Raw genomic sequence first — 23,404 nt, forward strand, 5'->3', positions numbered from 1 at the left:
AGCGTCGTACACCCCGCTGTGAGCCCGGCTCACAGCCTTGCGTGCAACCATCGTCGCTACCCGGAAGTCCCCATACATATGCGTCCCTCGCTAGGGTGTGGGGCTGTGATGGCCAGCGAGACATGTGGGGAAGCCTGTGCGTGAATACCTGCTGACGCTCTGCATCACGGCCGCGGTGACGTACCTGCTGACAGGGCCGGTGCGTAAGTTCGCGATCGTGGCGGGGGCCATGCCGGAGATCCGGGCGCGTGACGTGCACCGGGAGCCCACTCCGCGACTCGGCGGGATCGCGATGTTCTTCGGCCTGTGCGCGGGCCTGCTGGTCGCCGACCACATGTCCAACCTCAACGAGGTATTCGCCAAGTCGAACGAGCCGCGGGCGCTGCTCTCCGGTGCGGCGCTGATCTGGCTGATCGGTGTGCTCGACGACAAGTTCGAGATCGACGCCCTGATCAAGCTGGGCGGTCAGATGATCGCCGCGGGCGTCATGGTCATGCAGGGTCTGACGATCCTGTGGCTGCCCATCCCGGGCGTCGGTCTGGTGGCGCTGACCCCGTGGCAGGGCACCCTGCTGACGGTGGCCCTGGTGGTCATCACCATCAACGCGGTCAACTTCGTCGACGGCCTGGACGGCCTGGCCTCCGGCATGGTCTGCATCGCGGCCGCGGCGTTCTTCATGTACGCCTACCGGATCTGGTACTCGTACGGCATCGAGGCCGCCGCCCCGGCGACCCTCTTCTCGGCGATCCTCATGGGCATGTGCCTGGGCTTCCTGCCGCACAACATGCACCCGGCGCGGATCTTCATGGGCGACTCCGGGTCGATGCTGATCGGCCTGGTGCTGGCGGCCGGCGCGATCTCGGTCACGGGCCAGGTCGACCCGGACGCGATGAACCTGTTCCCCGGCTGGTCCGAGCGCAGCACCGTGCACCAGATGGTCCCGGTCTACATCCCGCTGCTGCTGCCGCTGACCATCATCGCGGTGCCCGCCGCCGACCTGGTGCTGGCGATCGTGCGGCGCACCTGGCGCGGCCAGTCGCCGTTCGCGGCGGACCGGGGGCACCTGCACCACCGGCTCCTGGAGGTCGGCCACTCGCACAGCAGGGCCGTGCTGATCATGTACTTCTGGGCGGCGCTGATCGGCTTCGGGGCGCTGGCCTACTCGGTGAACTCGGCGTCCATGTGGATCGTGCTCGGCGTGGTGTTCTTCAGCGCGGTCGGCCTGGGGCTGCTCCTGCTGCCGCGGTTCACGCCGCGGGCACCGGTCTGGGCGCAGGCCTTCGTGCCGCCCCGCTACCGGCGCGGTGGGGCGGTCGAGGAGCCGGCGGCGGCAACCGCCCAGGTCGCGGCCTCCGTCGAGCAGGAAGAGCTGGATGAGCCGGAGGAACCGGAGAAGCCGAGCGACGAGCACCGCTCCCCGGTGACGGCCGGGGCGGCCCCGGTGAACGGCGCCGCGGCCCCCTCGGTGCACGGCGCGGCAGCGGCTCCCGTCAACGGCGCGACCGCCATCGGCCCCCGCCCGCGTCTCCTGGACCGGCGGGCTTCCGAGACCTCCCGCTGACCCTGCCAAGGTAAGAATCTGACTAGAGCATTGCCAAGTCGTGGGGTACCAAAGCCCCCCAATATCAGACACAACGGCGCTGTTTCCGCTCAGACGCGCAGGTTCACTCTCATGTGTGACAGCGAGCACACCTACGAGGTAAAGACCTCATCAAATAGTTTGTGATACGGTTCACGAGAACCCCGGACAGAGTCGAAGGACCCGACTGCGACGGTCCGTCAGCGTGAGGTCTTCGACCCTCCGACCGGGACTACGCTCGTCCATGACGACACCTGCCCCCTGTGAAAGCGGAGTTGCCGCCATGCCGTCCAATGACGCCCGGAACCTGGCCCAGGCCGCCGTACCCACGGCCGCCGTCGGCGTGCTCGCCGCCGTCGTCAGCGGCGTCGTCGCGGGCGGCAAGGGGGCGATCGGGGCGCTCGTCGCGACGGTGATCGTGATCCTCTTCATGGGGATCGGTCTCTACGTCCTGCAGCGCACGGCCAGGTCCATGCCGCAGCTGTTCCAGATGATGGGCCTGATGCTCTACGCGGCCCAACTGCTGCTGCTGTTCATCTTCATGGCCCTGTTCAAGCACACGACGTTGTTCAACCCCCGGGCCTTCGCCATCGCGCTCGTGGTCGCCACCCTCACGTGGATCGCCGCGCAGACCCGCGCCCACATGAAGGCCAAGATCCTCTACGTCGAACCCGAGAAGTCCGGAAAGCCCGAGAAGACCGGGCACTCGTCGTGAGAGGTAGGGCCGGGATAAAGGCGCACGAGAGATGCTGCTATCGTCCGGTGCCAACTGCGGCATCGCGGGCGCGGGCATCTGAGCTGACGCCTGCTCAATCGCGAGGCGAGATGCCCCCCAGCCGCCCCCACATCCGTAACACCAGTCCCGTGCCGAACCGCGGCCCTGCGCCGCGCCGACACAACGAGGTTGCCGTACCCATGCGCCACGATGAAGGAGCCCGCGGTGAGTGCTGACCCGACGCACACGCTCGCTTTCGACACGAGCTGTCACCTGTTCAACGGGTGTGGCTTCCCGGCTCCGGGCCTGCACTCGTTCCTGTTCAAGCCGCTCTTCGGCGACGCGGACAGCAACCTGTACTTCAACAAGACGATGCTGCTGGCGCTGCTCGGGTCGATCATCGTCGTGGCCTTCTTCTGGGCCGCCTTCGCCCGTCCGAAGGTCGTCCCGGGCAAGCTCCAGATGGTCGCCGAGGCCGGCTACGACTTCGTCCGGCGCGGTGTCGTCTACGAGACCATCGGCAAGAAGGAAGGCGAGAAGTACGTCCCGCTCGTCGTCTCGCTGTTCTTCTTCGTCTGGATGATGAACCTCTGGTCGATCATCCCGGTCGCCCAGTTCCCGGTGACGGCGATCATCTCCTACCCCGCGGTGCTCGCCGGCATCGTCTACATCCTGTGGGTCTCGCTGACCTTCAAGCGCCACGGGTTCGTCGGCGCCTTCAAGAACTTCACCGGCTACGACAAGTCGCTCGGCGCGGTCCTCCCGCTGTCGATGACGATCGAGCTCTTCTCGAACCTGCTCGTGCGGCCCTTCACCCACGCCGTCCGACTCTTCGCGAACATGTTCGCCGGCCACACCCTGCTGCTGCTCTTCACGATCGCCAGCTGGTACATGCTCAACGGCATCGGCATCGCCTACTCCGCGGTGTCGTTCGTGATGGTCCTCGTGATGACGGCCTTCGAGCTCTTCATCCAGGCTGTCCAGGCCTATGTCTTCGTACTGCTGACCTGCAGCTTCATCCAGGGCGCGCTCGCAGAGTCGCACTGAGCGCCAACCCGACCACCCACCCATGACATCCGGTGGCCAACCCCCACCGGTCATTGAAAGAGAAGGAAGAACCGGCATGTCCGCTCTCCAGACCCTTGCCGCCGGCGCCACGGTCATCGGCAACCTCGGTTCCATCGGTTACGGCCTCGCGGCGATCGGCCCGGGCGTCGGCGTCGGCATCATCTTCGGTAACGGCACGCAGGCCCTCGCCCGCCAGCCCGAGGCGGCCGGCCTCATCCGCGCCAACCAGATCCTCGGCTTCGCCTTCTGTGAGGCGCTCGCTCTGATCGGTCTGGTCATGCCGTTCGTCTACCCGACCTCCTGACCCGACCGTCGCGCACCATTAGACGAAAGGCACTGATATGAGCCTCTTGGTTCAGCTGGCGGCGGAGAAGCCCGAAAACCCTCTCATCCCGCCGGTCCCAGAGCTCGTCATCGGCCTCATCGCCTTCGTCATCGTCTTCGGCTTCCTCGCCAAGAAGCTCCTTCCGAACATCAACAAGGTTCTGGAGCAGCGCCGCGAGGCGATCGAGGGCGGTATCGAGAAGGCCGAGGCCGCGCAGACCGAGGCCCAGAGCGTCCTCGAGCAGTACAAGGCGCAGCTGGCCGAGGCCCGGCACGAGGCCGCGCGCCTGCGCCAGGAGGCTCAGGAGCAGGGCGCCGCGCTCATCGCCGAGATGCGCGCCGAAGGCCAGCGGCAGCGTGAGGAGATCGTCGCCGCCGGTCACGCCCAGATCGAGGCCGACCGCAAGTCCGCCGCGCAGGCGCTGCGTCAGGACGTCGGCCACCTGGCCACCGACCTGGCCGGCAAGCTCGTCGGTGAGTCCCTCGAGGACCACGCCCGGCAGAGCCGTGTGATCGACCGCTTCCTCGACGAGCTCGAGGAGAAGGCCGAGGCCGCGCGATGAACGGAGCGAGCCGCGAGGCCCTGGCAGCCGCACGTGAGCGTCTCGACGCGCTGACGGACTCCACGTCCGTGGACGCGACGCGGCTCGCCGACGAGCTGGCGGCCGTCACCGCGCTGCTCGACCGCGAGGGCGGCCTGCGCCGGGTCCTCACCGACCCGGCACAGGCCGGCGAGGCCAAGGCCGAGCTGGTCCGGCGCCTGATCGGCGGCCAGGTCTCCGAGACCACCGCCGACCTGGTGTCAGGCCTGGTCCGGTCCCGCTGGTCGCAGCCCCGCGACCTGGTGGACGCGCTGGAGGAGCTGGCGAACATCGCCGACCTCACCGCCGCGGAGAAGTCCGGCACGCTGGACGACGCCGAGGACGAGCTGTTCCGGTTCGGCCGGATCGTCTCCTCCAACACCGAACTGCGCGCCGCGCTCACCGACCGCAAGGCCGGTGCCGCCGCGAAGACCGAGCTGTTGCACCGGCTGCTCGGCGGCCGCGCCAAGCCGGTCACCGAGCGTCTGGTCACGCGCCTTGTGACCGCGCCGCGGGGACGTAGCCTGGAAGCGGGCCTGGAGGCCCTGTCGAAGCTGGCCGCGGAGCGCCGCGACCGCGTCGTCGCCGTCGTCACCTCGGCGGTTCCGCTGAGCGAGCCGCAGAAGCGACGCCTGGGCGCCGCCCTCGCGAAGCTCTACGGCCGCACGATGCACCTCAACCTCGACGTCGACCCCGCGGTCGTCGGCGGGATCCGGGTGCAGGTCGGTGACGAGGTCATCAACGGTTCCATCGCGGACCGGCTGGAGGACGCGGCCCGCCGCATGGCGAGCTAGCACCTCGGTAGTCGAGAACAAGCAGTACGTACTCACGACGGCCCTGGTTGGGCCGTACAAGAAGAATCCCTGGGGGTCGCCCCCAGACCCCCCAAGTGAAACTTCGGGCCCAACAAGGAGAGCAGGGAACCCAGATGGCGGAGCTCACGATCCGGCCGGAGGAGATCCGGGACGCGCTGGAGAACTTCGTCCAGTCGTACAAGCCGGACGCGGCCTCGCGCGAGGAGGTCGGTACGGTCACCCTTGCCGGCGACGGCATCGCGAAGGTCGAGGGTCTTCCCTCGGCCATGGCCAACGAACTGCTGAAGTTCGAGGACGGCACCCTCGGCCTCGCGCTGAACCTGGAAGAGCGCGAGATCGGCGCCATCGTCCTCGGTGAGTTCAGCGGCATCGAGGAGGGTCAGCCGGTGCAGCGCACCGGTGAGGTCCTCTCCGTCGCGGTCGGCGAGGGCTACCTCGGCCGCGTCGTCGACCCGCTCGGCAACCCGATCGACGGCCTCGGCGAGATCGAGACCGACGGCCGCCGCGCCCTCGAACTGCAGGCCCCCACGGTCATGCAGCGCAAGTCGGTGCACGAGCCGATGGAGACCGGCTACAAGGCCGTCGACGCGATGACCCCGGTCGGCCGCGGCCAGCGCCAGCTGATCATCGGTGACCGCCAGACCGGCAAGACCGCCCTGGCCGTCGACACCATCATCAACCAGCGCGACAACTGGCGCTCGGGCGACCCGAAGAAGCAGGTCCGCTGCATCTACGTCGCCATCGGCCAGAAGGGCTCCACCATCGCGTCGGTCCGCCGCGCGCTGGAGGAGAACGGCGCGCTGGAGTACACGACCATCGTCGCCGCCCCGGCGTCCGACCCGGCCGGCTTCAAGTACCTGGCGCCCTACACCGGTTCGGCCATCGGCCAGCACTGGATGTACGCCGGCAAGCACGTCCTGATCATCTTCGACGACCTGTCGAAGCAGGCCGACGCCTACCGCGCCGTGTCGCTGCTGCTGCGCCGCCCGCCGGGCCGTGAGGCCTACCCGGGTGACGTCTTCTACCTGCACTCCCGTCTGCTGGAGCGTTGCGCGAAGCTCTCCGACGACATGGGTGCCGGCTCGATGACCGGTCTGCCGATCGTCGAGACCAAGGCCAACGACGTCTCGGCGTTCATCCCGACCAACGTCATCTCCATCACCGACGGCCAGTGCTTCCTGGAGTCGGACCTCTTCAACGCCGGTCAGCGCCCCGCGCTGAACGTCGGTATCTCCGTCTCCCGAGTCGGCGGTTCCGCGCAGCACAAGGCGATGAAGCAGGTCTCCGGCCGCCTCCGCGTGGACCTCGCCCAGTTCCGTGAGCTGGAGGCGTTCGCCGCCTTCGGTTCCGACCTGGACGCCGCGTCGAAGTCGCAGCTGGAGCGCGGCAGCCGCATGGTCGAGCTGCTCAAGCAGGACCAGTACCAGCCGATGGCCACCGAGGACCAGGTCGTCTCCGTCTGGGCCGGCACCACCGGCAAGATGGACGACGTTCCGGTCGCCGACATCCGCCGCTTCGAGCGCGAGCTCCTCGACTACCTGCACCGCAAGGAGTCGGGCCTGCTGGCCTCCATCCGCGAGGGCGGCAAGATGTCCGACGACACCCTCACGGCCGTCGCGGACGCGATCGCGGAGTTCAAGAAGCAGTTCGAGACGAGCGACGGCAAGCTGCTCGGCGAGGACACTCCGGCCGCTGCCGCCAAGTGACGTAAGGAAGGGACCTGACTCATGGGAGCCCAGCTCCGGGTCTACAAGCGTCGCATCCGATCCGTCAGCGCGACCAAGAAGATCACCAAGGCGATGGAGATGATCGCCGCCTCGCGCGTCGTCAAGGCGCAGCGCAAGGTGGCGGCCTCCACGCCGTACGCGACCGAGCTCACCCGCGCGGTCACGGCGGTCGGTACCGGGTCGAACACCAAGCACCCGCTCACCACGGAGGCGGAGAACCCGGCCCGTGCCGCGGTCCTGCTCCTCACGAGCGACCGCGGTCTGGCCGGCGCCTTCAACTCCAACGCCATCAAGGCGGCGGAGCAGCTGACCGAGCGCCTGGAGCGCGAGGGCAAGGAGGTCGACACGTACATCGTCGGCCGCCGCGGTGTCGCCCACTACAACTTCCGTGAGCGCAGGATCGCGGAGTCGTTCACGGGCTTCACCGACGAGCCGTCGTACGCGGACGCCAAGAAGGTCGCGGCGCCGCTGATCGAGGCCATCGAGACGCCGACCGAGGACGGCGGTGTGGACGAGCTCCACATCGTCTACACCGAGTTCGTGTCGATGATGACCCAGACGGCGCTCGGCGACCGGCTGCTGCCGCTGAGCCTCGAAGAGGTCGCGGAGGAGAGCGCCGCCAAGGGCGACGAGATCCTCCCGCTGTACGACTTCGAGCCCTCGGCGGAGGACGTCCTCGACGCCCTGCTGCCGCGCTACGTGGAGAGCCGCATCTACAACGCGCTGCTCCAGTCGGCCGCTTCGAAGCACGCCGCCACGCGGCGCGCGATGAAGTCGGCCACCGACAACGCGGGCGAGCTGATCAACACGCTCTCCCGTCTTGCCAACGCGGCCCGCCAGGCCGAAATCACCCAGGAAATCAGCGAGATCGTCGGTGGCGCCAGCGCCCTGGCCGACGCGACCGCGGGGAGTGACCGATAATGACCACCACTGTTGAGACCGCGACGGCTACGGGCCGCGTCGCCCGGGTCATCGGCCCGGTCGTCGACGTGGAGTTCCCCGTCGACGCGATGCCGGAGATCTACAACGCCCTGCACGTCGAGGTCGCCGACCCGGCGAACGCGGGCGAGAAGAAGATCCTGACCCTGGAGGTCGCCCAGCACCTGGGTGACGGCCTGGTCCGCACCATCTCCATGCAGCCCACCGACGGCCTGGTCCGCCAGGCCCCGGTCACCGACACCGGCGACTCCATCACGGTGCCGGTCGGCGACTTCACCAAGGGCAAGGTGTTCAACACCCTCGGTGAGGTCCTGAACGTCGACGAGACCTACGACGGCGAGCGCTGGGGCATCCACCGCAAGGCCCCGAACTTCGACGAGCTCGAGTCGAAGACCGAGATGTTCGAGACCGGCGTCAAGGTCATCGACCTGCTGACCCCGTACGTCAAGGGCGGCAAGATCGGCCTGTTCGGCGGCGCCGGCGTCGGCAAGACGGTGCTCATCCAGGAGATGATCTACCGTGTCGCCAACAACCACGACGGTGTCTCCGTGTTCGCCGGTGTCGGCGAGCGCACCCGTGAGGGCAACGACCTCATCGAGGAGATGACCGACTCGGGCGTCATCGACAAGACCGCTCTTGTCTTCGGTCAGATGGACGAGCCCCCGGGCACCCGTCTGCGCGTCGCGCTGGCCGGCCTCACCATGGCCGAGTACTTCCGCGACGTCCAGAAGCAGGACGTGCTGTTCTTCATCGACAACATCTTCCGCTTCACGCAGGCCGGTTCCGAGGTCTCGACCCTGCTCGGCCGTATGCCCTCCGCGGTGGGCTACCAGCCGAACCTGGCCGACGAGATGGGTCTCCTCCAGGAGCGCATCACCTCGACCCGTGGTCACTCGATCACCTCGATGCAGGCGATCTACGTCCCCGCGGACGACCTGACCGACCCGGCCCCGGCCACCACCTTCGCCCACCTCGACGCGACGACGGTGCTTTCCCGTCCGATCTCCGAGAAGGGCATCTACCCGGCCGTGGACCCGCTGGACTCGACGTCCCGGATCCTGGACCCCCGCTACATCGCGGCGGACCACTACAACGCGGCCATGCGCGTGAAGACGATCCTGCAGAAGTACAAGGACCTGCAGGACATCATCGCGATCCTCGGTATCGACGAGCTCGGCGAGGAGGACAAGCTCGTCGTCCACCGTGCCCGTCGCGTGGAGCGCTTCCTGTCCCAGAACACCCACGTCGCCAAGCAGTTCACCGGCGTCGACGGTTCGGACGTCCCGCTGGACGAGTCGATCGCGGCCTTCAACGCGATCTGCGACGGCGAGTACGACCACTTCCCGGAGCAGGCGTTCTTCATGTGCGGTGGCCTGGAGGACCTCAAGGCCAACGCCAAGGAGCTGGGCGTCTCCTGACCACCCTGAGTTCCCCGGAACTCCTTGTGTTCTTCGTGTGAGGGGGCGGGCGCGTCCCGCCCCCTCACGCACGCCTACTAGAATTGACCCCAACACCCGGCACCCCTGCCGGGTGGTGACCCGAGGAGCCACCCTTGGCTGCTGAGCTGCACGTCGAGCTCGTCGCCGCGGACCGCCAGGTCTGGTCCGGCGAGGCCACCCTGGTCGTCGCGCGCACCACGTCCGGCGACATCGGCGTCATGCCCGGTCACCAGCCGCTGCTCGGTGTGCTGGAGTCGGGCCCGGTGACCATCCGTACGAGTGATGGTGGAACGGTCGTCGCCGCGGTGCACGGCGGTTTCATCTCGTTCGCGGACAACAAGCTCTCGCTGCTGGCCGAGACCGCCGAGCTGTCGGACGAGATCGACGTCCAGCGCGAGGAGCGCGAGCTGGAGCGGGCGAAGGCGGAAGGTGACGCCACTGCCGAGCGACGCGCCGACGTCCGTCTGCGGGCGGCGACCGGACGCTGACAGACTGCGCGTATGCGTTGACGTAACTCAGCCGCGGCTGGGACCGGAGCCCCTCCGGACCCAGCCGCGGCTGAGGTAGATCTGGGTCTTTTTACGTTCCATTACCTAGGAGACGGGGAGGTCGGTGCCGATGGTCCTCGCTCTGACTGTGGCCGGAATCGTGGTCGTGCTGGTGGTGGTGGGACTCTTCCTGTTCGGCCTGCGCCGCAGACTGATCCAGCGCTCCGGCGGCACCTTCGACTGTTCCCTGCGCTGGGACGTCCCCGAGAAGACGGACACCAGCGGCAAGGGCTGGAGCTACGGCGTCGCCCGCTACAACGGCGACAGCGTCGAGTGGTACCGCGTCTTCTCCTACGCCTACCGGCCCCGCCGGGTCCTGGAACGCGACCGGATCGAGGTGGCCGGCCGCCGCCTCCCCGAGGGCGAGGAGGAGCTGGCCCTGCTCTCCGACGCCGTCATCCTCGCCTGCACCCACCGCGGCACCCGCCTCGAACTCGCGATGAGCGAAGACGCGCTGACCGGATTCCTCGCGTGGCTGGAAGCAGCCCCGCCCGGTCAGCGAGTGAATGTGGCGTAGCCACATTCACTCGCTGACCGGGGGTCCCCCCGGACGAAGTCTGGGGGAGCGTCAATGTCGCTTAGGACACTTATTTCTTAGGTGGTTACGACAGCCCGGAGCTGATGGCGCTCACCAGCTCGCCGTCGCTGGTGTCGCCGCTGAACTCCCAGAAGAACGCGCCGCCGAGGCCCTGGGACTTGGCCCAGCTCATCTTGCCGGCGATCGTCGACGGGGTGTCGTAGGACCACCAGTTGCTGCCGCAGTGGGCGTACGCCGTGCCCGCGATGGTGCCGGTGACCGGGCAGGACGTCTTGAGGACCTTGTAGTCCTCGATGCCCGCTTCGTACGTCCCGGTCGCCGCGCCCGTGGCCGTGCCGCCCGGCGCGTCCTGGGTGACGCCGGTCCAGCCTCTGCCGTAGAAGCCGATGCCGATGAGCAGCTTGCTCGCCGGGACGCCCTGCGCCTTGAACTTGGCCATCGCGTCGGCCGTGTCGAAGCCGGCGGTCGGGATGCCCGAGTACGAGGTGAGCGGGGAGTGCGGGGCGGTCGGGCCGGTGGTCGCCCAGGCGCCGAAGAAGTCGTACGACATCACGTTGTACCAGTCGACGTACTGCGAGGCGCCCGCGTAGTCGGTGGCGTCGATCTTGCCGCCGGCCGAGCCGTCGGCCGTGGTGGCCGCGGTGACCAGGGCGGAGGAGCCGAACTTGGCGCGCAGCGCGGCCATCAGGTTCTTGAAGGCCGCCGAGCCGCTGGTGTCGCAGCTCAGCCCGCAGGCGTTCGGGTACTCCCAGTCGATGTCGATGCCGTCGAAGACATCGGCCCAGCGCGGGTCCTCGACCAGGTTGTAGCAGGAGTTCGCGAACGCGGTCGGGTTGGCCGCCGCCTGGGCGAAGCCGCCGGACCAGGTCCAGCCGCCGAAGGACCACAGGATCTTGATGTTCGGGTACTTGGCCTTCAGCTCGCGCAGCTGGTTGAAGTTGCCGGCGAGCGGCTGGTCCCAGGTGTCGGCGACGCCGCTGACCGACTGGTCGGCGGTGTACGTCTTCTGGTAGTCCGCGTAGGCGTCGCCGATCGCGCACTGGCCGTTCGTCACGTTGCCGAAGGCGTAGTTGATGTGCGTGATCTTCGCCGCGGACCCGGACGTCACCAGGTTCTTGACCTGGTAGTTGCGGCCGTAGATGCCCCACTCGGTGAAGTAGCCGAGCTTGACCTTGGAACCGGTGGTCGGGGGAGTGGTCGTACCGCCGGTGGTGTGGACGGCGACCGCGCCGCTGACCGGTCCGGTCTGGTTCGCGGTGTCGCGGGCCTGGACCGTGTACGAGTAGTCGGTGCCGGCCGTGAGGCCCGAGTCGGTGTACGAGGTGGCGGTCACCGTGGAGACCACCTTGCCGTCACGCAGGACGTCGTAGTTCTTGACGCCCTTGTCGTCGGTGGCGGCGGACCAGTTCAGCGTCACCGAGGTGTTGGTGACGCCGGACGCGGTCGGGGTGCCGGGCGCGGACGGCGCCGCGTCACCGGGGACGGTGGTGCCGCCGTCACAGCTGGCGCCGTTGAGCAGACAGTTGCTCGGCGATCCCGAACCCGCTCCGTTGAAGCCGAAGGAGACGGAGGCGCCGGGGGCGATGGAGCCGTTGTAGGACTTGTTCTTGGCGGTCCAGTGGGTGCCGGAGGAGGTGACGTCCGCGTCCCACGCGGAGGTGACCGAGGTTCCGGAGGGGTAGTCCCACTCGACGGTCCACGAACTGATGGTGGTGGTACCGGTGTTCTTGACGGTCCACTGGCCGCCGAAGCCGGTACCCCAGTCCGAGGTCTTGGCATAGGTCGCGGTGGCGGACGTCGCGGCCTGGGCGGGGCTCGCGATGCCGACCAGGCCGGCCAGGGGGAGCACCAGCGTCGCGAGTCCTGCCGCGACTCTGTGTCTGAAGCGCATGCTGCGCCTCCCTCTTGATCGGGGGTGACGTGGGCATGACTGAGCCTTCATGCCCATGGTGCCGCGAGAATAGAAAGGTCTGGACCACCGGTCAATAGGTCTGGACCACTCTCGTCTACGGCCGTCGGATCCCCAACTCCCGCACCGGCGGCGGAGTTACCGCTCCCCGCCCGGCACCCACAGCACGTCCCCGACGCCCTTGTTGGCCGTCCGGGCCAGGATGAACAGCAGGTCCGACAGGCGGTTGAGGTAGGTCGCCGTCAGCGGGTTCATCACCTCGCCGTGCACCTCCAGCGCGGCCCACGTCGACCGTTCGGCCCGCCGTACGACGGTGCAGGCCTGGTGGAGCAGGGCCGCGCCCGGGGTGCCGCCCGGGAGGATGAAGGAGCGGAGCTTCTCCAGCCGCTCGTTGAAGCGGTCGCAGTCCGCCTCCAGCTTGTCGACGTAGAACTGCTCGACGCGCAGGGGCGGGAACTCGGGGTTCTCCGCCACGGGGGTCGACAGGTCCGCGCCGACGTCGAAGAGGTCGTTCTGCACCCGGGTGAGCACCTTGACGACCTCCTCCGGCAGGCCGCCCAGCGCGATCGCCGTCCCGATCACCGCGTTCGCCTCGTTGGCGTCGGCGTAGGCGGAGATCCGCAGATCGGTCTTGGCGACCCGGCTCATGTCCCCGAGCGCGGTGGTGCCGCGGTCGCCGGTCCTGGTGTAGATGCGCGTCAGATTGACCATGCGGCCAGCGTAAGGGTGTCCCCGCCGGCTGCGGACTGCGCCCGTACCCGGCGTGAAACGGACGCCGCCGCCGGGGCCGCCTGACGGGACGTGACGGTTGTCTCACGTCCTGAGACCGTGACACGCATTACTTACCGGGTTTACCGGCCCCCGACGAGCGCTAGGGTCCCGCCCAAGAGGCATACCTCAACAGCGTGTAAGGGGAGCGGAGTGGCACGGAAGCTTGCCGTCATCGGGGCCGGCCTGATGGGTTCGGGCATCGCCCAGGTCGCCGCGCAGGCCGGCTGGGACGTGGTCCTGCGAGACGTCACCGACGAGGCGCTGGACCGTGCCGTGAGCGGGATCCAGACCTCGTACGGCAAGTTCGTGAGCAAGGGGAAGCTGGAGGCGCACGACGCCGACGCCGCCCTCGCCCGCATCACCACGACCACCGACCTGGACGCGGTCGCCGACGCGGACCTCGTGGTCGAGGCCGTCTTCGAGAAGCTGGAGGTCAAGCACGAGATCTTCCGCGCCCTCGACAAGATCGTGCGCCCGGACGCCGTGCTCGCCTCCAACACCTCCGCCATCCCGATCACCAAGATCGCGGCCGCCACCGAGCACCCGGAACGGGTCGTCGGCGTCCACTTCTTCTCGCCGGTGCCGATGATGCAGCTCGTCGAGCTGGTCCGCGGCTACAAGACCAGCGACGAAACCCTCGCCACCGCGCGGGAGTTCGCCGAGTCCACCGGCAAGACCTGCATCGTCGTCAACCGGGACGTCGCCGGCTTCGTGACGACCCGGCTGATCTCGGCGCTCGTCGTCGAGGCCGCCAAGCTGTACGAGTCGGGCGTCGCCACCGCCGAGGACATCGACCTGGCCTGCAAGCTGGGCTTCGGTCACGCCATGGGCCCGCTGGCCACGGCCGACCTCACCGGCGTCGACATCCTGCTGCACGCCACCAGCAACATCTACACCGAGTCGCAGGACGAGAAGTTCGCCCCGCCGGAGCTGATGCGCCGGATGGTTGACGCCGGTGACATCGGGCGCAAGAGCGGGCAGGGCTTCTACACGTACTGAAACATCAGTACGTAGACCCTCTGACCGCCTGTCAAAACGCACAAACCCCGGAGGTTTCACCCTCTGGGGTGAATTCGGTATCGGTTCGCTTACAGATGGCAACCTCTGACCGGCGAACGCAGTCAGACGTTGCAATACCGGACAACACTTTCACGGAGTAGGACACGCACTCTCGGGGAGCGCATATGTACATCAGGGGCGACCACGCCGAGCTGGTCGTCGGGGGCCGCCTCGACGTCCGCAGCGCGGCGGACGCCCGTACGGTCCTGCACTCGGCCGTCGACGACGGAGTCGGCGATCTGGTGCTGGACCTGTCCGAGCTGGACTCCTGGGACGCCACCGGACTCGGGGTGATCATGGGGGCCCACCGGCGGGCCGGCCGCTGCGGCCGCCGCCTGGTGCTGCGCGGCGTGCCGCCGCAGATGCAGCGCCTGCTGGTGGCCACCAGGCTGCACCGGATCCTGGCGATCGAGGGGGGTATCGGGGCGGAGTCGCTGCCGCGGGTGTGACACCGGGACCGGCGGCCGGCCGCCGTGCCACGGTGACCGGCGGGCCGCTGTGCCAGGCCGGACGGGTGTGCGGTGGGGAGGCGTCGGGACACGGCGATCCGGTGTGCACCGGGCGACGGGGGTTACCCGGTCGGACGGTACGCATGCGCACGTCAGGCGCAATCCTCACGAGACCGTGATGTGTCGGACGGCGCGGCACCCCGGACTGTCGTAGATACTGTGCGAAGGTTTAAGGTTCGGTCGCCCGCCGCCCTTGCCACCCTTCGAGCGCGGGCCCGGACCAGAAGCGACAGCGCGGTGTGCAACAGGCCGGGAGGGGCCGGTATTCACGGCACACGACGCTTTTGGGGGGCTAGGAACCTATGGACCCGATCAACCCGGGACCCGACGGGTACGGCCAGGACGGCGACGGCAGCACGCCGCGCCAGCGCCCGCCCAGGGATTCCCTCACCACCGACTTCGGCCAGAGCGCGCCGGTCACGGCCCGCACCACGCGGCTGGTCACCGGCGACTTCCTGCTGACCGTCAATCCCGTCGACGGCAGCGAGATAGAACCCTGCCCGCCGGCCGAGCGCCCCGCCGCACCGGAGAAGCGCACCGCCGCCGAGCGCGCCGAGTACGAGCGCGCCGCCCGGCCGCCGGTGCCGCCCGGCCCCGCCCGGCCCGAGCTGCCGCTCCTGGAACGCCAGGACGACCGCGAGCGGCTCGTCAGGCTCCTCGCCCGCGGCCGCTCGGTGCGCCTCACCGGCCCCGCGGGCTCGGGCCGCACGGCCCTCCTCGACCTGGTCGCCGACGACTGCTCCGACCTCGCCCCGGACGGCGTGGTCCGCCTCAACGGCTTCCACCGCACGCACGAGGACCTGCTCCACGACCTCTTCCACGCCGTCTACCACGCGCCCGACCACCGCCCCGACCACGACGAACTCCTCGCACTGGTGCGGACCGTCGGCGCGGTCGTCGTCCTCGACGACATCGAGTTCGGCGGCGCAGAGCTGGACGAGCTGATCGACGCCACCCCCGAGTGCGCCTTCCTGATCGGCGCCACCCCGGAGGTGCCGGCGCCCTCCGCCGACTCCGCCGTCGAGGAGGTCTTCCTCAGCGGCCTGGACCGGGCCGGCGGCGTCGACATCCTGGAGCGCGCGGTCGGCCGGGTCCTCACCGAGGAGGAGGCCAACTGGGCCGGCGACCTCTGGTTCGAGTCCGAGGGCCTGCCGCTGCGGTTCGTCCAGGCGGGCGCGCTGCTGCGCCAGCGCGACCAGGTGCGGGCCAGCACCGGCGCCGTGGACGAGTACGGCGTCTTCGCATCCGACCTGCCCGAGCTGTCCGACATCGCCGCGCTCTCCGACCTTCCGGTCGAGGCGTCCTTCGGCCCCGAGGCGACCGACGAGGTCCCGCTCCCGTCCCTCGGCGAGGCCGCCGCGCCCGCCCCGCTGCTCGCCTCCCGGCTCAGCGCCTCCGCCCGGGCCACCCTGCGCTTCGCGGTCGCCCTCGGCGGCGAGGTGCCGCACCAGGCACATCTGCCGGCCCTCGTCGGCGACACCCACGCCGACGCGGCCCTCGGCGAGCTGGCGGGCTGCGGACTGGTCTCCCCGGTGGGTTCCCGCTACCGCCTCGCCGCGGGCGTCCTGCAGCAGCTGGAGGCCGCCGGGTACGCCGACGACGCGGCCGCCCAGGCCCTCACCGCCGCCCAGCACTACGGCTGGTGGGCCGGGCACCCCTCGGTCACCCCGGAGCGGGTCTGCGCCGAGTCCGACGCGATCCTCGCCGCCCTGGCGGTGATCGTCCCCGAGACGGTGCCGCCGGCGGAGGACGAGGAGAGCACGCCGGTACGACTGGCCCGCACGGCCGCGCCCGCGTTCGCGGCGGGGCTGCACTGGAGCGCCTGGGAACGCGCCCTGCGGGCCGGTGCGGAGGCATCCCGCCTCGCCGGTGAGGTCGGCGAACAGGCCTACTTCCACCACGAGCTCGGCATATTCGCGCTCTGCGGCGGCTGGCTGGACCGGGCGCGCGCCGAGCTGGAGGCCTCGATCGGGCTGCGCGGGGCGCTCTCCGACAAGCGGGGTACGACGGCCGGCCGCCGGGCCCTCGCCCTGGTGGCCGACCGCTCGGGCGAGGTCATCCCGGCCGTCGCGGCGATGGCGGGCGACGAGATTCCCGATGCCCGCCACGAGGAGTCCATATCCCCGGCCGGCGGTGTCACCACGCCCTTCCCCGCGGTCCACTCGCCGGTCTCGGACACGGTGGTGACCCACAGGCTCCCGGGGCAGCAGACACCAGCCCAGGGTGGTGGGGGCGGCCTGGTCCGCATGGCCCGCCGCAACCTGGTCGCGGTGGGCGCGGGGGTGCTGCTGACGGCCGTCCTGGGCACCGTGGTCACCCTCGGCATGACCTCCAACAACAACGCCGACAACCCGTCGAACAACGTGAGCGTCAACCCCTCGGCGAGCGAGGACACCGGCGACGGCGGCCTGGGCGCCGACCCCGGCCAGACCCCGGGCACGGGCAACACCGGCACGACGAAGCCCAAGCCGACAGACCCGGGCCCCGACGGCACCCTGGGCACGTCGGACGACCCGACACCCCCGTCCGACACGAAGACGCCTTCGGCTTCGGCCTCGGGGACGAAGGGCTCCTCCGGCGGCGGTACGACACACTCACCGTCGGCGTCACCTCCGAAGTCGCCCTCGCCCTCGAAGTCGGCATCGCCGAGCCCGTCGAAGTCCGAGTCCCAGTCGCCGAGCCCGTCGCCGTCGCCCTCGTCCTCGGCGCCGAGCGAGACCCCGTCCACCAGCGACTCGGCGAGCGGTCCGGCATCCGACTCCCCGAGCGTCGCGACGAGCGCCCCCGGCTCGGAGGGCATCAGCCCCGGAACACCGACCGGCACGGTGATCTGACCCACACCCCACTCCGGGTCGGGCGGCGCCACTTGCCGGGCCCGGGCAGAGCCGCCCACCCCACTCCGCCGCGACGGCGCTCAGCCACGATGACGCGCACCGGCGGCGCCGAGCCCGCCTCAGGCCGGTCCGGCACCGCCGGTCACCCCTGTGTCGGTGGAGCGCCGTTGCGGCGGTTTCGGGGAGGGCGGCGCAACTTGTCGGCCCGGGCAGAAGAGGCTGATGCATCCGCCTCGTTGAGTGCCGTCGGCCTGCCCCGGACCCGGCGTGGCGGTGCCCAGGCGCGATGACGCGGACCGGCGGTGCGGAGCCCGCCTCAGGCCGGTCCGGCGCCGCCGGTCACCCCTGTGTCGGTGGAGCGCCGTTGCGGCGGTTTTGGCCTGGGCAGAGCCGCCCACCCCACTCCGCCGCGACGGCGCTCAGCCGCGATGACGCGGATCGGCGGTGCCGAGCCCGCCTCAGGCCGGTCCGGCGCCGCCGGCCGTCGTCGTAGGGGCTGAGCGCCGTCGCAGCGGTATTGCGGAGAGCGGTGCAACTTGTTGGCCCGGGGCAGAAATGGCTGATGCATCCGCCTCGTTGAGGGCCGTCGGGCCGCCCCGGACCCGCCGTGGCGGTGCCCAGGCGCGATGACGTGGACCGGCGGTGCGGAGCCCGTCTCAGGCCGGTCCGGCGCCGCCGGTCGGTTGCTGCGGTTGTGGGGGTGGGGTGGCGGCATTTGGCTAGATCGGGCGGAAAATGCCTGATGTGTCGGCCTGGTTCAGGGCCGTCGGCCCGATCGGTCAGAACAGGCGGAGTTTGTCGTCCTCGATGCCGCGGAGTGCGTCGTAGTCGAGGACGGTGCAGCCGATGCCGCGGTCGGTGGCGAGGACCTTGGCCTGGGGCTTGATCTCCTGGGCGGCGAAGATGCCCCGGACAGGGGCGAGGTGGGGGTCGCGGTTCAGGAGTTCGAGGTAGCGGGTGAGCTGTTCGACGCCGTCGATCTCGCCACGGCGTTTGATCTCGATCGCCACGGTCTGGCCCTCGGCGTCGCGGCAGAGGATGTCCACCGGCCCGATCGCCGTCATGTACTCGCGCCGGATGAGCGTGTAGCCGTCGCCGAGCGTCTCGATCCGGTCGGCCAGCAGCTCCTGCAGGTGCGCCTCCACGCCGTCCTTGATCAGGCCCGGATCGACGCCCAGCTCGTGCGAGGAGTCGTGCAGGACCTCCTCCATCGTGATGATGAGCTTCTCGCCCGCCTTGTTGACGACGGTCCAGACGCCGGCCTCGTCACCCGCCCCCTCCTTGAGGGTGCACGGCGGCGACATCCAGTTGAGGGGCTTGTAGGCCCGGTCGTCCGCGTGGATCGAGACACTGCCGTCCGCCTTGACGAGGATCAGACGGGGAGCGGAGGGAAGGTGGGCGGTGAGCCGGCCGGCGTAGTCGACGGAGCACCGGGCGATGACGAGACGCATGGTCGGCAACGCTACTCGACGCGCCGCCCTCCACGCGATTCGCCCGGAACGGAGCGGCATCCGAGGGGCATACGAGCGGCCTCGGACCCGTCCCCGCGACCGTTCCTGGAGAGCCGCCTGCACACGCCTGTTCAAACCTGGCCGATTGTGTGCCTAAAGGGACCGTCGCATATACGCAATCTCCTGGTGGGGTCACCGCCCGTTGCCTACCGTAGTAAACGGGAGGTCGCGGATTGTGTACTCAGCGTGTTCGATATCGCGAACTCCCTTACCTGTCCGCCAACCCCTGCTGTTCGGGGGTGCGAGAGGAGTACCCATGTCGCTCGACGTCTCACCGGCCCTACTCGAACAGGCCGAGCGAGGCGAGGTCGACGAAGCAGATTTCGTCGACTGCGTCCGGACCTCCCTGCCTTACGCATGGGAGATGATCAGCTCCCTGGTGGCCCAGCTGAAGGTGGACGGCGGAGAGTTCGCCGACAACCAGACGCCCCCGCCGGACGAGCAGGCACGCGGTCAGCTGCTGCGTGCGCTCGCGAGTGACGCCATACGCGGCGCCCTGCAGCGGCACTTCGGTGTGCGGCTGGCCTTCCAGAACTGCCACCGTGTGGCGGTGTTCCCGCTGGACGCCTCGGTCGACGAGACGCTGGCCCGCTTCACCTCTGTGCGCAACCAGCTGTTGAACCAGTCCCCGGAACTACGGGACTGCTGACGCCGTGCGTCGGTCCTGCTGACGCAGTGAGCCGCTTGCTTGCCGCTCCACACGCGGGAGGTGCATCAGTCACTGGGGCGGCAAGCTCCCCGCGGCGGTGAGGTCACCGGAGGTGCGGCAGTACCTCGGCACCCAGCCGTCGTACGTTCTCCTCCGTGGCCGCCAGATCCCCCGAGCCCTCGGTCAGCAGGGCGAAGCGGGAGATGCCGGTCCGCTCGGAGGTCGCGGCGAGCCGGTCGGCGCACAGCCGCGGGGTGCCCACCGGGTGGAGTCCGCAGAGCAGTTCGGTGTACGCGAGCGGGTCCCGCATGGAGCGGAACCGGCCGTCCACCGTCACGTGCGCCTCCAGGCCCTGTTTCAGCCAGCCCGGCATCGCCTTGGTCAGGGTCTCCGCGGCGTCGCTGCGGCTGTCCGCGATCTGGCAGACGCCGGCCGAGACATGGGCCGCCCCGGCGATCTCGTCGCCGGACCGCCCGGCCGCCCGCGCGTGCTGCCGCCACAACGCGACCATCTCGGCCTTCTCCTCGTCGCCGACGTGCATCCCGAGCAGCATCGGCAGCCCCCGCTCGGCGGCCAGCCGGATGCTCGCCGCGGAGGTGCAGGCGACCACCACCTCCGGCCCCGGTACCTCCGTCAGCGCCTCCGAGGGGCGCGGTACGACGGGGACTTCACGGAAGGAGAAGCGTGGCCCGGAGGCCGACACGGCCGGTTCGCGCAGCCAGCGCGTCAGCAGATCGAGTGATTCGGGAAAGCCCTGTTCGTACGCCTCCAGGCCCGATCCGAAGACCTCCAGATCCACCCAGGGCCCGCCCCGCCCCACGCCGAGCGTGAAGCGGCCGCCGCTCGTCACGTGCAGCAGCGCGGCCTGCTCGCCGAGGGCGACCGGGTGGACGGTCGGCAGTACGCTCACCGCCGTACCGACCCGCAGCCGCCGGGTGCGGCCCAGCAGTAAAGCCGCCAGCGTGACCGCCGACGGGCAGGTGCCGTACGGCACGAAGTGGTGCTCGGCCAGCCACACCGCGTCCAGGCCGGACTCCTCGGCCACCTCCGCCGTGCGCACCGCCCGGTGCAGGGCTTCCCCCTGACCCTGGCCCGGGAACTGGGCGGCCAGCACAAAACTACCTACGCGCATCGTTTCTTCCTGCTTTCCTGGCTCCGACCCGGAGCTCCCCCACCGGGCATAACCGTCTGACACGTGCCGAGGACACGGCCTGGCGGAGAGATTTGCGGATTGTCTGGAGAATGGGTCGCCCTGGAGGGGGACTTGTGCGGGTTGGTGCCCTACGCGTACCCCCGTGCGCGCGTCGTAGGCTGGACACAGCCCGTGCTTCCTGTATAGCCCCGAGAGGTGTCCCGTGTCCCCGCGTCGCAACCGACCCAAGGGCCCGAACGGAGCGGCCTCGTCCGGCCGGAGCGCCGAGGACGACCGTGCGGACCGCTACGGCGGCTGGCAGTCCACCGAGAGCTGGCAGGGCGAGGAGTGGAGCGTGCGGCACGTGGCCGGCGCCAGCGCGGTCGGCAAGACGTACCGTTGCCCGGGCTGCGACCAGGTGATCTCCTCCGGCGTCCCGCACGTGGTGGCCTGGCCGGAGCACTCGGGCGTGGACGAGCGCCGGCACTGGCACAAGGCCTGCTGGAACGCGAAGGACCGCCGCACCACGCGGGTGCAGCGGTCCCGTAACGCGCCGAAGTTCTAGAGCGGAGTCAGACGTCCCGCCTCTCCAGCAGGACGTACGCGCCCGCGAACGCGACGGCCGTCACGCCCAGGATGATCCACAGCGGGTCCCAGCCCGAAGGGCCGGAAGAGCCGAGGGAGTTGGAGTAGAAGACGCTCAGCTGGTTCGGGATCGAGTACTCGAACAGGGCCGTGCGCACCTTCTCCAGCGACGACGAGAACATGAACAGCGCGATCACCAGCGGGGCGAGCACCGCGCCGATCATGATGGTGATGGCGCCCGCCGAGTGCCGGATGACCGAGCCGATGATCAGCGAGAGCAGTCCGAGCAGGGCGACGTAGAGACTGACGCCGACGGTGCCCTTCAGCCATTCCCCGGCGCTCGGGGTCCGGGCGACGTCGCTCAGCATCGACACCTGCGTCATGGCCACGAACGCGCTGGCCGCGAGGGTGATCACGAACGCGACCGCGAAGAAGACGATCGCCTTCGCCGCGAGCACGCGGGCGCGGGAGGGGCAGGCCACCATCGTCGTACGGATCATGCCCGTGCCGTACTCCGAGGCGGTCGTCAGCACGCCGAGCGTGATGATGCACATGCTGCCGAGCAGCAGCCCGAAGAAGCCGAGCGACAGCGCGTTGCTGCCGGACAGGTCGTCGGACGAGGAGGAGTTGCTGACCACCGCGCCGGCCAGGAGGCCGATGCCGATCACGAGGAGAACGAAGACGCCGAGCGTCCAGATCGTCGAACGCACCGACCTGATCTTCGTCCACTCGGAGGTGATCGCGTGCCAGAGGTTGGTGCGCACCACCGGGATCGGCGAGACGTAGCCGGGGTACGAACCGCCGGGCGCCGCCTGCCAGTCGGGCGCGGACGGGGCGGCCTGCGGCAGCGGAGGCTGGTGGGTGCTCATCGGGCGTCCTCGGGCTTGGTCAGGTCGGCGGGGGCAGGAGCGGGGGAGGGGGCCGGGGCGGGCGGAGCGGCCGCCGGAGCCGGCGCCGGCTGCGCGTAGGGGTTCGGAGCGGCCTGCGGAGGCCCGTAGGGGCCCTGCGGGGCGCCGTGCCCGCTGCCGGGCGCGACGGGCGCCCCCGGCGCGCCGTACGGCCCCGCGAACGGCAGGCCGCCCTGCTGGGGCGGCGGCGGGGCGTACCAGCCCGGCTGGCCCTGCCCGGGCACCGGCATCGGCGGCTGGGCGCCCGGCGGCAGCGGCTGCTGGAGGCCCGCCTTCTGGTCGATGGACGACCGGTAGTCCACGGCGCCCTGCGTCATCCGCATGTACGCCTCCTCCAGCGAGGCCTGGTGCGGGGAGAGCTCCCACAGCCGTACGTCCGCCTCGTGGGCGAGGTCGCTGATTCGCGGCAGCGGCAGCCCGGTCACCCGGAGCGCCCCGTCCTGCTCCGGCAGCACATGGCCGCCCGCCTCGGTCAGCGCCGAGCTCAGCTTCTCGCGCAGCTGCGGCTCGGTGTCCGGGGTGCGCACCCGCGCGAAGTCGGCGGAGTTGGCCGAGATGAAGTCCGTCACACTCATGTCGGCGAGCAACTGGCCCCGGCCGATGACGATGAGGTGGTCGGCGGTCAGCGCCATCTCGCTCATCAGGTGCGAGGAGACGAAGACCGTACGGCCCTCGGCGGCCAGGGACTTCATCAGGTTCCGCACCCAGAGGATGCCCTCGGGGTCGAGGCCGTTGACCGGCTCGTCGAAGAGCAGCACCTGGGGGTCGCCGAGCAGCGCGGCGGCGATGCCGAGGCGCTGGCCCATGCCGAGCGAGAAGCCCTTGGAGCGCTTTCCGGCCACGTCCTGGAGGCCCACCACGCCGAGCACCTCGTCCACCCGGCGGGCCGGGATGGCGGACAGCTGGGCCAGGGAGAGCAGGTGGTTGCGGGCGGACCGGCCGCCGTGCACCGCCTTGGCGTCGAGCAGCGCGCCGACCTGGCGGGCGGCGTTCGGAAGCTTGCGGTAGGGGAAGCCGCCGATCGTCACCGAGCCGGCGGTCGGGTTGTCCAGGCCCAGGATCATCCGCATGGTCGTCGACTTGCCCGAGCCGTTCGGCCCGAGGAAGCCGGTGACGGCTCCGGGTCGTACCTGGAAGGAAAGGTTGTACACGGCGGTCTTGTCGCCGTAGCGCTTGGTCAGGCCTACAGCCTCGATCATGCTCCGCACCCATCGAAAGGATCAGGACAGCGGGGCAGACGCCCCCCGTAAGGGTTAGGAGGATA

At 69.9% G+C, this 23,404-nt stretch carries 22 protein-coding genes; 16 read left to right on the forward strand and 6 right to left on the reverse strand.

Annotated features, from left to right (window positions below):
* Nucleotides 1-136 precede the first annotated feature (136 nt).
* The 11 genes from ACFY0K_RS19795 to ACFY0K_RS19845 all read left to right on the forward strand — a co-directional run bounded on the left by ACFY0K_RS19795 (nucleotide 137) and on the right by ACFY0K_RS19845 (nucleotide 10,252).
* Nucleotides 137-1,561, forward strand: a complete 1,425-nt coding sequence (locus ACFY0K_RS19795; protein ID WP_390640913.1) for an MraY family glycosyltransferase — start codon at nucleotides 137-139, stop codon at nucleotides 1,559-1,561.
* Between the two features lie 301 nt (nucleotides 1,562-1,862).
* On the forward strand, nucleotides 1,863-2,294 hold the full coding sequence (locus tag ACFY0K_RS19800) for a TspO/MBR family protein (RefSeq protein WP_388605159.1): 432 nt from the start codon (nucleotides 1,863-1,865) through the stop codon (nucleotides 2,292-2,294).
* 210 nt (nucleotides 2,295-2,504) lie between these two features.
* Nucleotides 2,505-3,341, forward strand: a complete 837-nt coding sequence (gene atpB / locus ACFY0K_RS19805; protein WP_390640914.1) for a F0F1 ATP synthase subunit A — start codon at nucleotides 2,505-2,507, stop codon at nucleotides 3,339-3,341.
* Nucleotides 3,342-3,417: 76 nt separating this feature from the next.
* Nucleotides 3,418-3,666, forward strand: a complete 249-nt coding sequence (locus ACFY0K_RS19810; RefSeq protein ID WP_123974115.1) for a F0F1 ATP synthase subunit C — start codon at nucleotides 3,418-3,420, stop codon at nucleotides 3,664-3,666.
* A gap of 37 nt (nucleotides 3,667-3,703) precedes the next feature.
* Nucleotides 3,704-4,249 carry a F0F1 ATP synthase subunit B gene (locus ACFY0K_RS19815; RefSeq protein ID WP_294011079.1) on the forward strand — a complete coding sequence of 182 codons (546 nt, stop codon included), beginning with the start codon at nucleotides 3,704-3,706 and terminating at the stop codon, nucleotides 4,247-4,249.
* Nucleotides 4,246-5,061 (forward strand): F0F1 ATP synthase subunit delta, encoded by an 816-nt coding sequence (locus ACFY0K_RS19820; RefSeq protein ID WP_390640915.1) that lies wholly within the window; start codon nucleotides 4,246-4,248, stop codon nucleotides 5,059-5,061. The genes ACFY0K_RS19815 and ACFY0K_RS19820 overlap by 4 nt, the downstream gene beginning before the upstream one ends.
* 134 nt (nucleotides 5,062-5,195) lie before the next feature.
* On the forward strand, nucleotides 5,196-6,788 hold the full coding sequence (gene atpA / locus ACFY0K_RS19825; protein WP_093499057.1) for a F0F1 ATP synthase subunit alpha: 1,593 nt from the start codon (nucleotides 5,196-5,198) through the stop codon (nucleotides 6,786-6,788).
* Nucleotides 6,789-6,809: 21 nt separating this feature from the next.
* Nucleotides 6,810-7,730 carry a F0F1 ATP synthase subunit gamma gene (locus tag ACFY0K_RS19830; RefSeq protein WP_351957776.1) on the forward strand — a complete coding sequence of 307 codons (921 nt, stop codon included), beginning with the start codon at nucleotides 6,810-6,812 and terminating at the stop codon, nucleotides 7,728-7,730.
* Entirely contained in the window at nucleotides 7,730-9,166 is a 1,437-nt protein-coding gene (gene atpD / locus ACFY0K_RS19835) for a F0F1 ATP synthase subunit beta (protein WP_351957775.1), read from the forward strand. Before ACFY0K_RS19830 ends, atpD begins: the two co-directional genes overlap by 1 nt.
* A 134-nt stretch (nucleotides 9,167-9,300) precedes the next feature.
* Nucleotides 9,301-9,675 carry a F0F1 ATP synthase subunit epsilon gene (locus tag ACFY0K_RS19840; protein WP_351957774.1) on the forward strand — a complete coding sequence of 125 codons (375 nt, stop codon included), beginning with the start codon at nucleotides 9,301-9,303 and terminating at the stop codon, nucleotides 9,673-9,675.
* Nucleotides 9,676-9,805: 130 nt separating this feature from the next.
* Nucleotides 9,806-10,252: a DUF2550 domain-containing protein gene (locus ACFY0K_RS19845; RefSeq protein WP_093499053.1), complete on the forward strand. Its 447-nt coding sequence runs from the start codon at nucleotides 9,806-9,808 to the stop codon at nucleotides 10,250-10,252.
* Nucleotides 10,253-10,337: 85 nt separating this feature from the next.
* On the opposite strand, the gene ACFY0K_RS19850 is transcribed toward ACFY0K_RS19845, so the two are convergent.
* Both ACFY0K_RS19850 and ACFY0K_RS19855 read right to left on the reverse strand, forming a co-directional pair.
* Nucleotides 10,338-12,164 carry a glycosyl hydrolase family 18 protein gene (locus ACFY0K_RS19850; protein WP_390640916.1) on the reverse strand — a complete coding sequence of 609 codons (1,827 nt, stop codon included), beginning with the start codon at nucleotides 12,162-12,164 and terminating at the stop codon, nucleotides 10,338-10,340.
* Between the two features lie 156 nt (nucleotides 12,165-12,320).
* Nucleotides 12,321-12,893 carry a cob(I)yrinic acid a,c-diamide adenosyltransferase gene (locus tag ACFY0K_RS19855; protein ID WP_390640917.1) on the reverse strand — a complete coding sequence of 191 codons (573 nt, stop codon included), beginning with the start codon at nucleotides 12,891-12,893 and terminating at the stop codon, nucleotides 12,321-12,323.
* Nucleotides 12,894-13,103: 210 nt separating this feature from the next.
* Here ACFY0K_RS19855 and ACFY0K_RS19860 point away from each other — a divergent pair, with 210 nt between their 5' ends.
* The 3 genes from ACFY0K_RS19860 to ACFY0K_RS19870 all read left to right on the forward strand — a co-directional run bounded on the left by ACFY0K_RS19860 (nucleotide 13,104) and on the right by ACFY0K_RS19870 (nucleotide 17,355).
* Nucleotides 13,104-13,952 (forward strand): 3-hydroxyacyl-CoA dehydrogenase family protein, encoded by an 849-nt coding sequence (locus ACFY0K_RS19860; RefSeq protein WP_382717489.1) that lies wholly within the window; start codon nucleotides 13,104-13,106, stop codon nucleotides 13,950-13,952.
* A gap of 185 nt (nucleotides 13,953-14,137) precedes the next feature.
* Nucleotides 14,138-14,461, forward strand: a complete 324-nt coding sequence (locus ACFY0K_RS19865) for an STAS domain-containing protein (protein WP_093499049.1) — start codon at nucleotides 14,138-14,140, stop codon at nucleotides 14,459-14,461.
* A gap of 362 nt (nucleotides 14,462-14,823) precedes the next feature.
* A complete protein-coding gene (locus tag ACFY0K_RS19870) occupies nucleotides 14,824-17,355 on the forward strand; it encodes an ATP-binding protein (protein WP_390640918.1) in 2,532 nt (843 codons plus the stop codon).
* Nucleotides 17,356-18,134: 779 nt separating this feature from the next.
* On the opposite strand, the gene nucS is transcribed toward ACFY0K_RS19870, so the two are convergent.
* On the reverse strand, nucleotides 18,135-18,806 hold the full coding sequence (gene nucS, locus ACFY0K_RS19875; RefSeq protein ID WP_382717496.1) for an endonuclease NucS: 672 nt from the start codon (nucleotides 18,804-18,806) through the stop codon (nucleotides 18,135-18,137).
* Nucleotides 18,807-19,122: 316 nt separating this feature from the next.
* On the opposite strand from nucS, the gene ACFY0K_RS19880 reads away from it, so the two are divergent.
* Nucleotides 19,123-19,515, forward strand: a complete 393-nt coding sequence (locus tag ACFY0K_RS19880; RefSeq protein WP_093499046.1) for an SCO5389 family protein — start codon at nucleotides 19,123-19,125, stop codon at nucleotides 19,513-19,515.
* Between the two features lie 103 nt (nucleotides 19,516-19,618).
* On the opposite strand, the gene ACFY0K_RS19885 is transcribed toward ACFY0K_RS19880, so the two are convergent.
* Complete coding sequence (locus ACFY0K_RS19885; protein ID WP_390640919.1) at nucleotides 19,619-20,647, reverse strand: LLM class flavin-dependent oxidoreductase; 1,029 nt, start codon at nucleotides 20,645-20,647, stop codon at nucleotides 19,619-19,621.
* A 223-nt stretch (nucleotides 20,648-20,870) separates the two neighbouring features.
* Between ACFY0K_RS19885 and ACFY0K_RS19890 the strand changes: the two genes are divergently transcribed.
* The gene (locus ACFY0K_RS19890) at nucleotides 20,871-21,212 is read left to right on the forward strand and encodes an ATP/GTP-binding protein (protein WP_351957766.1); all 342 of its coding nucleotides are present in this window, start codon (nucleotides 20,871-20,873) and stop codon (nucleotides 21,210-21,212) included.
* Between the two features lie 7 nt (nucleotides 21,213-21,219).
* Here ACFY0K_RS19890 and ACFY0K_RS19895 read toward each other — a convergent pair whose 3' ends face one another.
* Complete coding sequence (locus ACFY0K_RS19895) at nucleotides 21,220-22,101, reverse strand: ABC transporter permease subunit (RefSeq protein ID WP_351957765.1); 882 nt, start codon at nucleotides 22,099-22,101, stop codon at nucleotides 21,220-21,222.
* The gene (locus ACFY0K_RS19900) at nucleotides 22,098-23,339 is read right to left on the reverse strand and encodes an ABC transporter ATP-binding protein (RefSeq protein WP_390640920.1); all 1,242 of its coding nucleotides are present in this window, start codon (nucleotides 23,337-23,339) and stop codon (nucleotides 22,098-22,100) included. Before ACFY0K_RS19900 ends, ACFY0K_RS19895 begins: the two co-directional genes overlap by 4 nt.
* Between the last annotated feature and the right edge of the window lie 65 nt (nucleotides 23,340-23,404).

Source organism: Streptomyces sp. NPDC001507, assembly GCF_042894765.1.
In the GTDB taxonomy this organism is placed as follows: domain Bacteria; phylum Actinomycetota; class Actinomycetes; order Streptomycetales; family Streptomycetaceae; genus Streptomyces.

Coding starts and splice junctions, on each gene's coding strand:
- ACFY0K_RS19870 (WP_390640918.1), top strand. CDS start 14,824: ATGGACCCGATCAACCCGGGACCCGACGGGTACGGCCAGGACGGCGAC.
- atpD (WP_351957775.1), top strand. CDS start 7,730: ATGACCACCACTGTTGAGACCGCGACGGCTACGGGCCGCGTCGCCCGG.
- nucS (WP_382717496.1), bottom strand. CDS start 18,806: ATGCGTCTCGTCATCGCCCGGTGCTCCGTCGACTACGCCGGCCGGCTC.
- ACFY0K_RS19820 (WP_390640915.1), top strand. CDS start 4,246: ATGAACGGAGCGAGCCGCGAGGCCCTGGCAGCCGCACGTGAGCGTCTC.
- ACFY0K_RS19900 (WP_390640920.1), bottom strand. CDS start 23,339: ATGATCGAGGCTGTAGGCCTGACCAAGCGCTACGGCGACAAGACCGCC.
- ACFY0K_RS19850 (WP_390640916.1), bottom strand. CDS start 12,164: ATGCGCTTCAGACACAGAGTCGCGGCAGGACTCGCGACGCTGGTGCTC.
- ACFY0K_RS19830 (WP_351957776.1), top strand. CDS start 6,810: ATGGGAGCCCAGCTCCGGGTCTACAAGCGTCGCATCCGATCCGTCAGC.
- ACFY0K_RS19855 (WP_390640917.1), bottom strand. CDS start 12,893: ATGGTCAATCTGACGCGCATCTACACCAGGACCGGCGACCGCGGCACC.
- ACFY0K_RS19895 (WP_351957765.1), bottom strand. CDS start 22,101: ATGAGCACCCACCAGCCTCCGCTGCCGCAGGCCGCCCCGTCCGCGCCC.
- ACFY0K_RS19815 (WP_294011079.1), top strand. CDS start 3,704: ATGAGCCTCTTGGTTCAGCTGGCGGCGGAGAAGCCCGAAAACCCTCTC.
- ACFY0K_RS19880 (WP_093499046.1), top strand. CDS start 19,123: ATGTCGCTCGACGTCTCACCGGCCCTACTCGAACAGGCCGAGCGAGGC.
- ACFY0K_RS19845 (WP_093499053.1), top strand. CDS start 9,806: ATGGTCCTCGCTCTGACTGTGGCCGGAATCGTGGTCGTGCTGGTGGTG.
- ACFY0K_RS19865 (WP_093499049.1), top strand. CDS start 14,138: ATGTACATCAGGGGCGACCACGCCGAGCTGGTCGTCGGGGGCCGCCTC.
- ACFY0K_RS19800 (WP_388605159.1), top strand. CDS start 1,863: ATGCCGTCCAATGACGCCCGGAACCTGGCCCAGGCCGCCGTACCCACG.
- ACFY0K_RS19810 (WP_123974115.1), top strand. CDS start 3,418: ATGTCCGCTCTCCAGACCCTTGCCGCCGGCGCCACGGTCATCGGCAAC.
- atpB (WP_390640914.1), top strand. CDS start 2,505: ATGAAGGAGCCCGCGGTGAGTGCTGACCCGACGCACACGCTCGCTTTC.
- atpA (WP_093499057.1), top strand. CDS start 5,196: ATGGCGGAGCTCACGATCCGGCCGGAGGAGATCCGGGACGCGCTGGAG.
- ACFY0K_RS19885 (WP_390640919.1), bottom strand. CDS start 20,647: ATGCGCGTAGGTAGTTTTGTGCTGGCCGCCCAGTTCCCGGGCCAGGGT.